The sequence below is a fragment of the Chitinophaga sp. CCNWYY40 genome, assembly GCF_037483205.1.
In the GTDB taxonomy this organism is placed as follows: Bacteria; Bacteroidota; Bacteroidia; order Chitinophagales; family Chitinophagaceae; genus Chitinophaga; species Chitinophaga ginsengisegetis.
This window is the reverse complement of the sequence record NZ_JBBHLF010000003.1, coordinates 694,200-708,452: the sequence shown is the minus strand read 5'-3', so window position 1 is coordinate 708,452 and position 14,253 is coordinate 694,200. Positions and strand designations below refer to the sequence as shown.

Annotated in this window: 13 protein-coding genes; 3 read left to right on the top strand and 10 right to left on the bottom strand. The window is 48.8% G+C overall.

The window, feature by feature from the left end; translation table 11 throughout:
* Positions 1–130: 130 nt before the first annotated feature.
* On the top strand, positions 131–1,690 hold the full coding sequence (locus V7S65_RS13275; protein ID WP_336386811.1) for a L,D-transpeptidase family protein: 1,560 nt from the start codon (positions 131–133) through the stop codon (positions 1,688–1,690).
* A 1-nt stretch (position 1,691) separates the two neighbouring features.
* Here V7S65_RS13275 and V7S65_RS13270 read toward each other — a convergent pair whose 3' ends face one another.
* On the bottom strand, positions 1,692–2,450 hold the full coding sequence (locus V7S65_RS13270; RefSeq protein ID WP_336386812.1) for a murein L,D-transpeptidase catalytic domain family protein: 759 nt from the start codon (positions 2,448–2,450) through the stop codon (positions 1,692–1,694).
* 325 nt (positions 2,451–2,775) lie between these two features.
* On the opposite strand from V7S65_RS13270, the gene V7S65_RS13265 reads away from it, so the two are divergent.
* A complete protein-coding gene (locus V7S65_RS13265; RefSeq protein ID WP_336386813.1) occupies positions 2,776–3,555 on the top strand; it encodes a DNA-formamidopyrimidine glycosylase family protein in 780 nt (259 codons plus the stop codon).
* Here the strand turns inward: V7S65_RS13265 and V7S65_RS13260 are convergent.
* From V7S65_RS13260 to V7S65_RS13225, 8 genes are all read right to left on the bottom strand, one after another.
* A complete protein-coding gene (locus tag V7S65_RS13260; RefSeq protein ID WP_336386814.1) occupies positions 3,544–4,284 on the bottom strand; it encodes a DUF72 domain-containing protein in 741 nt (246 codons plus the stop codon). The two genes, V7S65_RS13265 and V7S65_RS13260, sit on opposite strands and share 12 nt — an antisense overlap.
* 100 nt (positions 4,285–4,384) lie before the next feature.
* Positions 4,385–5,197, bottom strand: a complete 813-nt coding sequence (locus tag V7S65_RS13255) for an SDR family NAD(P)-dependent oxidoreductase (RefSeq protein ID WP_336386815.1) — start codon at positions 5,195–5,197, stop codon at positions 4,385–4,387.
* Positions 5,198–5,210: 13 nt separating this feature from the next.
* Positions 5,211–6,104, bottom strand: coding sequence for a phytanoyl-CoA dioxygenase family protein (locus V7S65_RS13250; RefSeq protein WP_079470339.1), 894 nt, complete (start codon positions 6,102–6,104; stop codon positions 5,211–5,213).
* A gap of 380 nt (positions 6,105–6,484) precedes the next feature.
* Positions 6,485–7,078, bottom strand: coding sequence for a nucleotidyltransferase family protein (locus V7S65_RS13245; protein ID WP_336386816.1), 594 nt, complete (start codon positions 7,076–7,078; stop codon positions 6,485–6,487).
* Complete coding sequence (locus V7S65_RS13240; protein ID WP_336386817.1) at positions 7,078–8,232, bottom strand: XdhC family protein; 1,155 nt, start codon at positions 8,230–8,232, stop codon at positions 7,078–7,080. The genes V7S65_RS13245 and V7S65_RS13240 overlap by 1 nt, the downstream gene beginning before the upstream one ends.
* Positions 8,229–10,466: a xanthine dehydrogenase family protein molybdopterin-binding subunit gene (locus tag V7S65_RS13235; RefSeq protein WP_336386818.1), complete on the bottom strand. Its 2,238-nt coding sequence runs from the start codon at positions 10,464–10,466 to the stop codon at positions 8,229–8,231. Before V7S65_RS13235 ends, V7S65_RS13240 begins: the two co-directional genes overlap by 4 nt.
* Positions 10,463–11,443, bottom strand: coding sequence for an FAD binding domain-containing protein (locus V7S65_RS13230; RefSeq protein ID WP_079470335.1), 981 nt, complete (start codon positions 11,441–11,443; stop codon positions 10,463–10,465). Before V7S65_RS13230 ends, V7S65_RS13235 begins: the two co-directional genes overlap by 4 nt.
* A complete protein-coding gene (locus tag V7S65_RS13225; protein WP_079470334.1) occupies positions 11,440–12,075 on the bottom strand; it encodes a (2Fe-2S)-binding protein in 636 nt (211 codons plus the stop codon). Before V7S65_RS13225 ends, V7S65_RS13230 begins: the two co-directional genes overlap by 4 nt.
* 189 nt (positions 12,076–12,264) lie before the next feature.
* On the opposite strand from V7S65_RS13225, the gene V7S65_RS13220 reads away from it, so the two are divergent.
* Positions 12,265–12,933: an ankyrin repeat domain-containing protein gene (locus V7S65_RS13220; RefSeq protein ID WP_336386819.1), complete on the top strand. Its 669-nt coding sequence runs from the start codon at positions 12,265–12,267 to the stop codon at positions 12,931–12,933.
* A gap of 47 nt (positions 12,934–12,980) precedes the next feature.
* On the opposite strand, the gene V7S65_RS13215 is transcribed toward V7S65_RS13220, so the two are convergent.
* Positions 12,981–14,201 (bottom strand): tetratricopeptide repeat protein, encoded by a 1,221-nt coding sequence (locus V7S65_RS13215; RefSeq protein ID WP_336386820.1) that lies wholly within the window; start codon positions 14,199–14,201, stop codon positions 12,981–12,983.
* Positions 14,202–14,253 lie beyond the last annotated feature (52 nt).

Genomic DNA, 14,253 nt, shown 5'->3' with positions numbered 1-14,253 from the left:
CTGCACCCCGCAGGGGGACTTTTTGTTGCGCTATATGCACAGTTTGTTCCGCGGCGGCTACGTCCGCTCTTTTTTTGCCCCGGTAAAAGGGCATCCTGCAACCGGCTTCCTATTTGATAGATGATCAGGTATGAAAAGGCTACTACTGATTGCATTGTTTGCATACATGCTTAATGGCTGCAACTCCCCATCTGCCCCTGCCACGTCTGATGAACACATTAGTCCCCGGAATGCAGGGATTACCCCGGAAAATGCCTACAACGACTTGTTCCTGGACAGCTCGGCTATTGCCGCATTCATCACCGCAGAAAAGCTGAACGATACCATCGCTAACCGGCTACGCAGCTTTTACAATGCGCGTAACTTCGAATTTGCCTGGTTCGACAGTAAGGGGCCGGTAGAACAGGCTGCCGCCTTCCGGAGCCTGTATAATTACAGTAAAGACAGCACCAGCAACCGGGCGCTTGATAAGCGGCTGAATGCCCTTATCGATGAAGACAGCCTGGTAGTGAGCGCTACCGACAAAGAGATTATTAAAACGGAACTGCAGCTTACCTGGCGGCTCATTAACTATTTCAGGGAAACCGGCGGCAGCATTGGTCAGCTGGAGCATATGGTGCCGGGACAGCGTTACGCTGTAATGGAGCTGGCAGATTCCATGCTTAAAACCAATGATAAGATGTTCCCGGCGGTTGCTCCTATGAAAGAGCCGCTCAAAGCCTACCGGGAATATGTCAAAAATGGTGGCTGGCAGCCATTGCCCGCAATAAAGAAGGGATTGAAAAAGGGGCAATCATCTCCCGAAATTATAGCTGTAAAAAAACGGTTGCTGATAACCGGGGAGCTGAAGAATAATGACAGCACCGATGTATTTAATGATGAACTGGAAACGGCCGTCAATACATTCCGTAACAGCAACGGATATACGCAAAACGGCGTCTTGAATGATACGGTGATCAATGCGTTAAACATCCCTGCGGAAGAACGGCTGCAGGAGTTGCTGGTAAATATGGAACGCATGAAGTGGATGCCTGTAAAACCGCAGGGGAAGCTGATCCTGGTAAACATACCTGCTTTTATACTTCATGTAACGGACGGGGATAAACGTTTATTTGATATGGATATTGTGGTGGGAAAGGAAGGGCACAGCACTACTATGTTTTCAGGAATGCTGAACCAGGTGGTGTTTAGTCCTTACTGGAATATTCCCCGCAGCATTGTACGGAAGGAGATCCTGCCGGCCATCCAGCGCAACAGGGGATACCTGGCGTCGAAAGGTATGGAGGTTACCGGGCAGGCGAACGGGTTGCCGGTTATCCGGCAGCGGCCGGGGCAGCGCAACGCACTGGGGCGGGTGAAGTTCCTGTTCCCGAACAGTTACAATATCTACTTTCATGATACGCCTGAGAAAAGTCTTTTTGAAAGGGATAACCGGGCGTACAGTCATGGTTGCATCCGGCTGAAAGATCCGGTAAAAATGGCGCAGTTTGTCCTGGAAGGCTCACCTCAATGGACCAACGAAAAAATTGACAGTGCTATGAACAGTGGAAAGGAAAAGTTTGTAGCGGTGAAGGACCCGGTGCCGGTGATTATTACCTATTTCACTGCATGGATGGAAGGAGGCAAGTTATACTTTGCCTCCGATGTATATGGGCATGATGCCGTTTTTCAGCAAAAGCTGTTTAAATAATTTAAGACGCAGTGCTGTCTTTTACAAGGATTTTGGTATGCGCGGAATAATATTTATCCGGGCTGTAAAGAAACAGGCAGGTACCATTCCTGATGCTGCTGATCACTTTACGGTGCACATTTTCGGGGATGGCGGGGCATCCCAGGCTGCGGCCAATATAACCCTGTAATTTACCGAGGTTGTCATTTACATAGTTTGCACTGTGCATTACAATACCCCTGCTGAGGGCGTTATCGTTGATGCCGGCTTCTTCGCCTTCAAGGCGGAGGGAGTAGCCATGTTCGCCGTTATAGGTATCGCCGGTAACATAAAAACCCAGACTGCTTTTAAAGCTGTTCATTTTGTTGGAAAAAGCGTTGGCGATATCTTTTCCGGAATTCCGGCCATGAGATACGAGGGTATTGAAAAGTAATAGTTTGTTTTTCAGATCTATTACAAACAAACGCTTTTTGGTACTGGGCAGGGAGAAGTCGATAATAGACAATATATCCGGATTTTTTATCCGTCCGTTTTCCTGCAGGTGTTCGTATCCTACCATCGCATTTTCAAACGCCTCCCTGGAAAGACCGGTAGTATCCAGCCGCATCATGTCGTACAAACTTTCCCGCTGAACCGAGTCAGTTTTTACAGCCGTAGCCGGTTGGGTAGCTGCAGTGGATGTTCCAGCTGTGGTAAGGTTGGTGAAATTGGTAAATAGAAATACGAAAAGACAAATTGTAATAATAAAAATCAACGGTTTAATCACTTGCTTCAATTTCATGTTCACACTCCGTGTTTTATTGGTTTAAAGAAAAGGCATAGGGCACAAATATAGCGATTTTTGCGTTTAAAAATCCCGCAAAGTCGCGTCTGAGGCCGCTGGGCAATTATTTTAACAGCTTATTCACATACATGAAAAATATTTATAAGTGGCTAATATTGGTTAAATGATGGACAATATCAGCATAAGCTGATCTGTTATGATAATTATCTTTGGTTTATTGTTTCGTAGAAGGAAAAAACTGCCATAAAAAACGGGTCGGTTATTGCTGCCGGCCCTTTATTATTTCCCGCACATTCGTTAACTTATCTTAAAAATATTTATCATGCCTGAGTTACCTGATCTGCAAGCCTTCCGGCATAACCTGGAAAAAGCGCTGCTTCATAAAAAACTGAAGTCTGTTACGGTAAAGAATGCGAAGAAATTACATACCAAAGAAGCCGACCTGCAGGCCGCATTGGAAGGGCAGGCATTGGAACACATACAGCGGGTGGGAAAGGAGCTGCATTTTGTATTTAAAAACGGGCATGTGCTGGGTATGCATTTAATGTTGCATGGGAAATTATATTTGTTTGAGAAGAAGAATGAGCAAAAGTATACCATTGTAGAATTGTTGTTTGGAGATGGTACCGGGCTGGCCTTAACGGATTTCCAGGCCGCTGCCAATATCACTCTCGATCCGGAAGAGAAAACTGCTCCGGATGCGATGTCGAAAGACTTCAACGAAAGCTACCTGGCAGCACAGCTGGCAAAGAAGAAAATAACCATTAAAAAATACCTGCTGGATCAGCACAATGTATTGGGGATTGGAAACGCGTATGCAGATGATATTTTATGGGACGCAAAAATTTCACCTTTTTCTATCGCTAATAAAATACCGGCCCCAAAGATCAAAGCGCTGTTGAAATCAGTAAAAAAGATCCTGGAAGGAGCGGAAAAGAAAATCCTGAAAAGTAATCCTGATATCATTAATGGAGAGGTCCGCGATTTTATGCTGGTGCATAACTCCAAATTAACCGAAAGCCCCGGTGGCGTTCCTATTAAGAAAGACACCGGTGGTGGCCGGAAAACTTATTATACAGACGAACAGGAGCTATTTGAGTAGCGCCATCATTTGCTGTGCATTTTGTAAAGCATAACCGTGCCCGTCGTTGTTAAAAAATGCCCAGATAGTATGTTTGTCCTGTTGCCACTCTTTGAATTTCCCCGCATAGGTATCCATTGTTTTTTCGGGATATAATTGATCGTACCTGCCGTCTGGCCCGTGGAAACGGACATAGATATGTTTTGCGGTAATGGTTTCTGCAAACGGCCACCGGCGCCCCGACAGTGCAATCACCCAGGCAATTTTGTATTGCTGCAGTAAAGCTGTGGCTTCACCGGAAAGCCAGCTTTGGTGCCGCGCTTCTAATGCGAAGTGATAACCAGAATAGTTTTTTGTAAGTACTTTGAAGAAGTGATCTGCTCTTGCTGCCTCAAAAGCGGCAGTTGGAGGCAACTGGATGAGTACGGGGCCCAGGTGTTTTATGAAGGGATCGAAGAGGTCAAAGAATTTGGGTAGAGATTCTTCGGGGTCCAGTAATCTTTTTACATGGGTGATATACCTGCTGATCTTCGGACAGAAATAGAAGTGTGCAGGTACCTTTTCTACCCAGGCTTTTACCGTAGCCGGTTTGGGCAGGTGATAAAAGCTGGTGTTTATTTCTGTTACCTTAAATTTTTTTGCATACCAGGGGAGATAGTCAACGGGTTTTAATCCTGTTGGATAAAATATTTCGCGCCAATGCCTGTAGCTCCAGCCGGATGTGCCGATATGAATGCCTGCAGTTGCCATTCGTTTTTTTGAATAGAAGTGCTGCAAATGTTGTTCCCATATACATAAGAAAGCGGCACCAGGTACGATGCCGCTTTCTCATATAAGCAGAGGGTGTATTTCAGGCAGTGAGTGCTACGGTGCTGGTTTCTTTCTCTTTTGGTTCATAGATACCCGCGGCAATTTTCTCCACAAATAATTTGGGAAAGAATTTTGGCAGCCAGGCATTCAGTTTATTGGTGAAGCCGGGAACGATCTCCGCTTTTCCTTTGAAGAGGCCGTCTACCGCAATTTTGGCGACTTTTTCCGGCGTCATATTGAAGCGGTTGGCAACATTACGGGTGTAGTCGCCCATGCGCGCCCGGTTTACGAAATCCGTGTCGGTGCTGCCGGGACTCAGGGCACTGACCGATATGGGGGAGTGCCTGAGTTCATACCGGAGTCCGCGTGTAAAGGAAAGCGCAAAGGCTTTTGTAGACGCGTAAATATTGAGATATGGAACGGTTTGATAGGCCGTTGTGCTGGCGAGGTTGAGCAGGTACGCTTTCGGAAACTGCCGCAGCACTGGTATATAGGCATAGGATAACCCTACCTGTGCCCTGATATTTACATCAATGATGTTGAACTGTTCCTGTAGGGTGAGTTGCTCAAATGGTCCGTTGATACCATAACCGGCGTTGTTCACCACTACGGAAAGCGAATGATGCCAGGTGCTGCTCCAGCCGGTAACATTTGATAAAGCATCCGGGGCCGACAGATCCTGGTGCAACGTATGTACGTTCACGTGATATTGCGCTGCAAGTGTTTCCGCGGTAGCTGCGAGGCTTTTTTCATCTATATCTACCAGCAGCAAATGATAATTTCTTTCCGCCAGTTGTGCAGCGATGGCTTTTCCTATTCCTTTTGCTGCGCCGGTTATTAATGCGTATGACATCGGATTATATTTTTTAGAGAGATGGAGTGTTTACTTCCGCAAGGCTTTCTGACCGGGCTTTTACATTCACCCACTGTGGTCTGCCACCGTACAGATGTTGTTTCAGATGTGCCAGTTTGTGATAAAAAGGAGTAGGGCTGGCAGCCGTTTTAGGCTGGTAAGCGCCGGTGATGATGGGAATATACATCACTCTTCTGCGGCTTTTTTCGCCAGTGTAGGGCGACTGCTGCACGCGGTGCCAGAGGCGCCCGTCGTGAACCGTGAGATCGCCGGCTTCAATATCAAAGCCTACTTCTTTTTCATCAGGGTTATTGTCTATGAAGTATTTCTTTCTGAATAGCAGTTTTAATATTCCCTGCTCATGTGTGCCGGGCAATACTCTGAGGCCGCCATTGTCCAGCGGGCAATCATCGAGGTGAATGCCTACATTGAGCATCGGCAGGATGCGTGAGCCCAGGAACAGATCGCGGGGGCTGTCGGTGTGCCAGCCGAGTTGTTTAAACTGGCTGTCCGTGGTGTTTACGTAGTGGTTTACTACCAGTCCGTCTTTTTCGTTTTCACCGATCCTGCCGGAGTAGGGGCCCAGCAAAGCAGTGAGTGTTTGCAGTCTTTTGTCTTTTAACAGTTCCCGCAATGCATTACTATAATGCGATGCGAAGGCGATGCGCTGGATCAGCGGGCTGCCGTCCACGTCTGTACCGAATTTGAGCGGAATGCCATTTACTTTCTGAATGTTATTCCGGATCAGTAGTTCCTGTACACGTTGTACTTCTTCATGCACAGTAGCGAGTGCATTTTTATCGAGGAAATTTTTAAACTGTATGATGCCATAGGTGCGAAACCAGGCAAGGTGCGCTGCAGTTACTCCCCCGGCGAGAGAGAATACGGGTTGGTTGGTCGTTTTCATGACGAAAATTTTTGTTGACAGTGTTAAATCAGTTGTTGAAATAGAAAATACTATCGCGGCAATTGGTGGGGTGGCCGCAGAGGGGAGTGGGTGTTAACAACAACAATATGATGCCGCTATTGTGAGGCGGTTGGTTGAGGCGCTTATCCGGCGCGGATTTCGATGACGCTGATCTGTGTTCATGGTGAGTATGATTTTTATTAGTCTACCAATCTTGTAGACAAATATAAGCATGTCATTTTATTTACCAAAAAAATTTTTCAGGAAAAAGCAAAGAATATCTCATCAGGATCCTGTAATACAGGACCATGAAGGTTTTCAGGGGAGGTGACAGGAAGAAAATATACAGTTGCGGGGAAGAAGCCTCTTTAAAAGGTGGTTTATTTTGTGCTGGTGAGCAGTTGCTCATAGTCGCCATTGGTATCTATATCCACTGCTCCCTGTGGGAAATCGACCGTAGCCACCTGCTCCGGATGTTGCAATAATATTTTCTTTGCGCCTTCCTGGCCATTGAGTGCCAGCAATTGTGGAAAAAAGGATTTGCCAAAAAGCGCCGGCGTGCCGGTGGAATTGCCGTAGGTGCAGGCTACAATCGCTTTGCCGGAGGAGTTTTTCAGCGCAAACATTTCTTCCAGCAGCGCGGTGGTAATAAAAGGCTGGTCACATAGCAGCAGCAGTGCATTACTCACGTGAGGGGCTATACGCAGCAGGTGCTGTAACCCGGTGTGGATGGAGCCGCCTATACCGGCAGGCCAGTTGGGATTTACAACAGTATGTACTTTTTCAGACACCAGTTGTTCCCTGATCTGTGTGGCAAAGGCGCCCAGCACTACTACGGTGGGCATATCGCACTGACGGGCCGTGTGCACTACGTTTTGCAGCAGGCTTTTGTTTTGGAAGGGGAGTTGCTGTTTGGGTGTTCCCAGTCGTTTAGAGGCGCCGGCGGCCAGGATGATGATACCAGTTGTTTCCATTATAGTTGTTGTTGATGTATGATCTGTTGTTCGCGGGAATGGATAGCTGTTGTTTTTTCCCGCAGTGATGTAGCGGCAGCGGCAGACAGTACGGATTTTATTTCACTGATAACAGACAAGGCAATTTCCTCTGATGTTTCAGCGCCCAGGTCCAATCCGGCTGGTCCGTGTATACGTTCCCGCTGTATCGGGGAAATGCAGATGCCGCTTTCTGCCAGCTCGTCGAGCATACGCTGTAGTTTTTTGGCAGGCCCCAATACCCCTATGTAGGGCAACGGCAGCGGGAGCAGTTGCGCCAGCAGGGCAAGATCGTAATTGTAATTGTGAGTCATCAGTACTGCCACGGTATATTGATCTGTTTGCACCTGTGGAAGTACCAGTACGGGTTTGGCGGTGATCACCTGTGTGGCTTCCGGAAAACGCATGGTGGTGGCGTAACCGGGGCGGCCATCAATAACGGTAGTGTGCCATCCGAGCAATGCTGCCATTTTCACCAGCGGGATTACATCGTTGCCTGCACCTGCAATTAATAGCTGTGGCGCCGGCGGAATGTAGGCCGTATGTGTCGTGTAGTCGTTGCCGGTAGAGACGTATGTTTTTGTAAAAGAAGTGCGGGTTTGCAAAGCCTGATGTGCATCGGCGGTGATGGCGTTTTGCAGCTGAGCATCGGTGATGCAGTGATGCAACTGACCATTGGCGGTGAGCACCAGGCAGGTACCGGGTTGCGGCGCTTTGCGCTGGCGCAGCGTAAACAGGGTAACCAGTACAGCGGGCGTACGATGGGAAGTTATTTCCTGCAGCATAGCCACGGGGTTGCCGGGATCTTCTGCATTCACGGGTTCCAGCAGTATATGAATGATACCATTGCATCCAAGTCCTACGCCAAGTTTGGCATCGTCTTCATCGTTGGTATCGTAAGTCACCAGCATGGGCCGTTGCTGCATCATTACCAGCTGCGCTTTACGCAGGGCATCCCCTTCGAGGCAACCGCCGCTGATGGCGCCGGTGAGCATACCGGTTTCTGTAACCAGCATCCTTGCGCCTGGCTGGCGGTAAGCAGAGCCTTCCACATGTACTACCGTAGCCAGCGCCGTTTTTATTCCCTGGCGGCAGGCAGCGTGGTATGACTTTACAATGTCTTCCAGTTCTTTCATGTACTCATTTTATTTTCCAGCTTCCATTGCTGATATCCTTTCTCATCCAGTACTTTATCCGGGGTGATGGGCAGGTCGCGTACCCGCTTACCGGTGGCGTGGTATACGGCATTGGAAACTGCGGCGGCAAAGCCGATCAGCGCTATTTCTCCCATGCCTTTTGAGCCCATCGGGTTAATGTAAGGATCTTTCTTGTTAATAAAATATACATCGGTAGGTGGCGTATCTGCATTTACCGGAACGTGATAGTCTGCATAGTTATTGTTTACAAAACGTCCGAAACGGTGATCCATAACCGCTTCTTCGGTGAGCGCCATACCGATGCCGCCCACTACGCCGCCGATCATCTGGCTGCGGGCAGTTTTGGCGTTTACGATGGTACCTGCATCTGCCACGCTTACAATATGTTTTATACGAACCACGCCGGTAGCCGGATGTACATGTACTTTGGTAAAATGCACAGAGAAAGAATACATGGAATATTTTTTTCTTTCTTCCCCGCTTTGTGAAGTGGCTACTACATTTACTTCCGGTAGCTGTTGTTGTTGTAAGATAGTTTCGTAAGATGTTTTTTCAGATTGTCCGGCTCTCAGCAGTTGTCCATCTTCAAAAATAATTGTTTCCGGAGCGGCATTTTTAAAAGCCGGTACATGGCTGATTGCAAGACCCGCCAGCTTCTGCTGCAATGCTTTACAGGCGTCTGTTACCGCGCTGCCTAAAGTAGACACGGTAGAGGACCCGCCCTGCTGGGGTGCAAACGGGTAGGCAGATTCGCCGAGCATGAATTTTATTTTTGCCGGCGCTATGCCGGTTACATCTGCAGCTATCTGTACCATTGCGGTAGCAGTACCCGGGCCAATATCGGCGGCAGCACTCTGCAGGATGAGTGAACCATCTGCTTTTAGTGTAGCCGATACCGTAGCTTTGCCGCGGAATGCGCCAAAGGTGCCGCTGCTCATGCCATAGCCTACCAGCATACCATCTTCCTGCATACTGCGGGGAGCGGCTTTCCGGTTCGACCATCCAATTTTCTCCGCTCCCAGCTGGTAAGCTTCTTTGAGGTATTTACTGGAGAAAGGGAGATCTTTTTCAGGGTCGGTGTCCGCATGGTTCAGCACCCGGAGTTCCAGCGGATCGATGTTGAGTTTATAAGACAGTTCATCGATGGCCGATTCCAGTGCAAATGCACCGGTAGCTTCGCCGGGGCCCCGCATCCAGATCGGCGTGCTGATATTAAGCGGTACCAGTTTGTACCGGGTAGTTACATTGGGGCAGGCATACATGAATTTGCTCATGGATACAATGCCTTCTGTAAAATCCTCGTAGGGAGACGTAACGGCTACTGCTTCATGGGTGATGCCAGTGAGCTTACCATCGGCAGTGGCGCCCAGGCTTAATCGTTGTATTGCGTTAGGCCGGTAGCCTACCAATGTAAACATCTGGTCGCGTGTGATCACCAGTTTTACTGGTTTGCGTACTTTCTTTGCAGCCACTATGGTGGCTATTTCCAGCGGCCATACACGTAATGCCATACCAAATCCGCCGCCCACAAACTGCGAATGCACAGTGATATTCTGTTCCGGTATCTGGAATAATCTTTTGATGGTATCCTGTACGTTTTTTACTCCCTGTGTTTTGGCGTAGAGCACCAGTGTGTCCGGTGTATCCCAATGGGCAATGATGCCGGCCAGTTCCATTGGGTTATGTACTTCCAGCGGAAGGCTATAGGTGGCGTCAATGGTAACAGGCGCTTTTTTCCAGGCATCAGCTTCCCCGCGTGTATAGTCTTTCATCCGGTTATTCTGAAAGGCTTTACCCATATTGGCATTCATATCGGTGTAATGCGTTTCCTGGTTGTATTGTACTTCCACGAGGGAAGCGGCGTGTACAGCGCGTTCCATCGTGTTGGCCAATACGATAGCTACCGGCTGACCGTTGGAGTAGATGCGGTCGTCTTTGAATATTTTGAGTCCGTCTTTCGCATTGGGATCGGAATTTTTGTATCCCGGTACCGGCGGGGCGTTGAGATGTGATATCACATCCTGCACGCCGGGGGCTCTGAGGGCTTTGGTAGTATTGATGCTTTTAATGGTACCGTTGCTGATGGAGCTGCATACCAGTGCGGCATACAGCAGTTCCGGCAGCTGGTGGTCTGCGAAATATTTTGCGCCGCCGGTTACTTTCAGGCGGCCATCCACACGGTCCATCGACTGTCCTGTTTGTTGCTTTTTCATACGCTGGCAGCTTTAAGTAAGGCGGTTTGAATACTGTTGACTGATAAACCTGTTTTAAATTGGTTATGCGTGTATGCTTTGGCAGATTGCAACGCAATGTCTGCCGCATGGCGGAAATTTTCTTCCGTAGGCGCTTTGCCGGCCAGTGCTTTTTCGGCATCATATAGTCGCCAGGGTTTGTGCGCTACGCCGCCCATTGCCAGCCGGGCGCTCCGGATTACATTATTGCTGATGTCCAGCGCTGCGGCTACAGATACTAGTGCAAATGCGTATGAGGCGCGGTCGCGTACCTTCAGGTAGTATACATTTTTCGTGTAGGCGTTAGCGGGAATTTCCACTGCTGTAATCAGTTCTCCTTTTGCGAGGTTGTTATCCAGCTGCGGGGTATTGCCCGGCAGGCGGTGAAAATCTGTAAAAGGAATGCGGCGGTTACCTTTCGGGCCGGTTACCAGTACGGTAGCATCCAGTGCAGCAAGTGCCACGCACATATCGCTGGGGTGTACGGCAATGCAGCTTTCGCTGGCGCCAAAGATGGCATGCATACGGTTGATGCCGCCAATAGCGCCACAGCCGCTGTTGGGGCTGCGTTTATTGCAGGGCATGGTAGTATCATAAAAATAAGTGCAGCGGGTACGTTGCATCATATTGCCGCCTACGGTAGCCATATTGCGGAGTTGCTGTGAAGCGCCTGCCAGTAAAGCCTGCGACAGCAGCGGATGATGCGTGGTAACCAGTTCATGTGCGGCCAGTTCACTGTTAAGTGCCAGGGCGCCTATATGCAGCGTGTTACCATTTAACTGGATATCTTTTAACGGCAAACGGTTAATGTCTACCAGTTTTTCCGGGATCACCACGCCGCTTTTCATCAGGTCCAGCAGGTTGGTGCCGCCGGCGATGAAACGGGCAGTGTTATCTTTTGCCACCGCGTCGATAGCTGCCTTCAGGCTCGCGGGGCGTACGTAGGAGAATTGGTTCATACTGTTTTCCCTCCCTGTTTTACTTCCGTAATGGCGTGAACGATATTGTCGTATGCACCGCAGCGGCAGATATTTCCACTCATAAATTCTCTTATTTCTTCGGGGGAACCGGCATGGCCTTCACGGATGCAGGCTACGGCCGACATGATTTGGCCGGGCGTACAATAACCACACTGGAAGCCATCGTGTTTAATAAAGGCTTCCTGTACCGGATGCAGTTGTTCGCCGTTGGCGAGGCCCTCAATGGTCGTGATTTTTTTGCCTTCCTGCATAACGGCGAGCGTGAGACAGGAATTAATGCGGTGGCCGTTTACATGCACCGTACAGGCGCCGCACTGGCCATGATCGCAGCCTTTTTTGGTGCCGGTAAGATTCAGTTGTTCCCGGAGAAGATCCAGCAATGTAACACGGGGTTCTACAGAAACCTCTATTTTCTTACCGTTTATTTCCATGCTCACCGGCATCTTTTCAAAGATGCCTGCAATGGCTTCATCGTGCTGAGCCGCTTTTATTACCAGCGGCGGCGTGAGCGCCAGTGCCATCATAGCGGAAGATTGTTTCAGGAAGTCGCGGCGGGCTTCATGTTTTTCCTTCCTGTGCGGATAGTGTTGTTGGTCGTTTTCCTGTGGCATTTTCTACCAGATTTAATCACTAATAAGTTAGGAAATAAATCCGGTATTTTGCTTTTAAAATAGATGAACGGATATATCTTTTTTACCGGGCGGAAGAAGACAGGTAGTTTTAATTAGTCCTGTTTTATGCATGAATAACACCATTGATCACCGCTACGGTGCTTTATTTTCGTGTAACAAACCTCCATAATGCGATTAACTTTATTACTGGGCCTGCTCTGGATCATACATCCGGCCTGCGCACAAAAAGAAAAGGAGACGATGATACGTGATAATACAATTTTCAAAGCGGCAGCCGGAAACGACACCAGCGCCATCAAAACAGCTATTGCCAGGGGCGAACAGCTGGAGGCAAAAGATGCACAGGGACGCACGCCATTAATGGTGGCTACCTATCATCATCACACTGCTGCCGCAAAATTATTGACGGCAGCCGGCGCCAATGTAAATGCGCAGGATCAGCTGTTAAACTCGCCCTTTCTGTATGCCGGCGCTGAAGGTTATACGGATATGGTAAAGTTATACATGCCCGGAGCAGATTATAAGGTTTATAACCGCTACGGCGGCTCTGCGCTGATTCCTGCCTGTGAGCGTGCGCATCTTGAAGTAATAGCGGTATTGCTGGCAGATAAAAATTTCCCGGTAGATCACATCAACCGCCTGGGCTGGACTGCTCTCCTGGAGGCCGTGATATTAGGCCAGGGTGGCGCCGCGCATCAGCAGGTGGTAAAAATGCTGATTGCTGCGGGCGCCAATGCGAATATAGCGGACAAAGACGGCGTAACGCCTTTGCAACATGCACAGAAAAGAAATTATAAAGAGATCGTACAAATGCTGCAACAGGCAGGCGCCAGGTAGTTTTATGCTTCAGACCTTTTAATATCCGCCAGCAGGCGCGATGATAATCACCCGCCGTTTTTTAGATGTGAAAGCCACTGTTGCGCAAATTCATTTCCCGGTTCCAGTTGCAGCAGGTGTTCAAAAGAGGCAATGGCTTCAGGGATCTGTTCCATATGATAAAAGAGTACTGCCCGGTTCAGATGTACATATGGATTTTCGGGTGCAATGGCCAGCGCTTCGTTATAAACGGCCAGCGCCTGATCGTATTGTTCCAGCAGCATCAGTATGGAGCCTTTGTTCATGAGCAGCGGCGGCTGGCCGGGCGACAACTCCAGTCCCTTATCAGCGTACACTAATCCTTGTTGCAGGCGTTCATAAACGCTTCGCTGTGTGGCTTCATTGGGGCCACTGTCTTCCATATGCGTGATGGCTGCATTGGCATCCTGGAGGATCTGCACTACCTGTTGCTCGTACCAGGCGGCGCTTTTATCCACCTGTTCTGTAAATGGTACGGCTTCGAGGTCTATTTCTTTTTCTGTCTCTTCCGGCGCTGTTGCAGGCATCTTATCTGCTGCGGGGGCGTACCACCACTTGCAGAATTTCCCCAGCTCACCGCCTACGGGCAGTTCATCTGCCGGAGGCAATCCTTCATCCGGGATGGCATCATTGGCTACCACCAGTTCCAGTATGGCTTCCAGCGCTTTGTAATGAATGGGTTCACCTTCCTGTTCTGCTTCCATTACCAGGTAAGGAAGGAACTGATACCACAGACCCAGCACGTCTTTATCTTTTTGTTCACCGGCGGCTTCTGCTACTTCATGTGCCAGCGGGAAGGTATCCATCTTTTCCGGCGCTATGGCGTCATCACCGGTGAGGGTGCCATTGGCTACCATAGCCGCCCAGAGCGCGGAGCCGGCATCGCAGTATAAAATATAGGATTGAGTGGCGAAATCGAAGTTAGCGTAACCCGCTACAGGATTGGTTTCCTGGTTCCATTCAGCAGTGGGTTCTTCATAAATGAAGCTGAACTTTTTACTGGCAGCCAATGCATCAAACCAGGCAGCATGCGCGGCATAAGCCGGATGTGCAGTAACGGGAAAGGTATATACGAAATGATGTTTGATTAATACATCCATTACCCGGAAATGGGTAAACCCGGTATCGTATTGCTGTTGTAATTTGTACAGATTAAAAAAGAGGCTCCTGCGATCCAGTCCTTCTTCCTGGCTTTTATCCAGGCAAAGAACAGATAGTTCCACCAATGTTTCAATTTCATGCATCGCCATATGTTAGTTGCTTTGGTGCAAAACTACGCGAATTTTGTCTTTTTCAGGATTA

Coding starts and splice junctions, on each gene's coding strand:
- V7S65_RS13275 (WP_336386811.1), top strand. CDS start 131: ATGAAAAGGCTACTACTGATTGCATTGTTTGCATACATGCTTAATGGC.
- V7S65_RS13270 (WP_336386812.1), bottom strand. CDS start 2,450: ATGAAATTGAAGCAAGTGATTAAACCGTTGATTTTTATTATTACAATT.
- V7S65_RS13265 (WP_336386813.1), top strand. CDS start 2,776: ATGCCTGAGTTACCTGATCTGCAAGCCTTCCGGCATAACCTGGAAAAA.
- V7S65_RS13260 (WP_336386814.1), bottom strand. CDS start 4,284: ATGGCAACTGCAGGCATTCATATCGGCACATCCGGCTGGAGCTACAGG.
- V7S65_RS13255 (WP_336386815.1), bottom strand. CDS start 5,197: ATGTCATACGCATTAATAACCGGCGCAGCAAAAGGAATAGGAAAAGCC.
- V7S65_RS13250 (WP_079470339.1), bottom strand. CDS start 6,104: ATGAAAACGACCAACCAACCCGTATTCTCTCTCGCCGGGGGAGTAACT.
- V7S65_RS13245 (WP_336386816.1), bottom strand. CDS start 7,078: ATGGAAACAACTGGTATCATCATCCTGGCCGCCGGCGCCTCTAAACGA.
- V7S65_RS13240 (WP_336386817.1), bottom strand. CDS start 8,232: ATGAAAGAACTGGAAGACATTGTAAAGTCATACCACGCTGCCTGCCGC.
- V7S65_RS13235 (WP_336386818.1), bottom strand. CDS start 10,466: ATGAAAAAGCAACAAACAGGACAGTCGATGGACCGTGTGGATGGCCGC.
- V7S65_RS13230 (WP_079470335.1), bottom strand. CDS start 11,443: ATGAACCAATTCTCCTACGTACGCCCCGCGAGCCTGAAGGCAGCTATC.
- V7S65_RS13225 (WP_079470334.1), bottom strand. CDS start 12,075: ATGCCACAGGAAAACGACCAACAACACTATCCGCACAGGAAGGAAAAA.
- V7S65_RS13220 (WP_336386819.1), top strand. CDS start 12,265: ATGCGATTAACTTTATTACTGGGCCTGCTCTGGATCATACATCCGGCC.
- V7S65_RS13215 (WP_336386820.1), bottom strand. CDS start 14,201: ATGGCGATGCATGAAATTGAAACATTGGTGGAACTATCTGTTCTTTGC.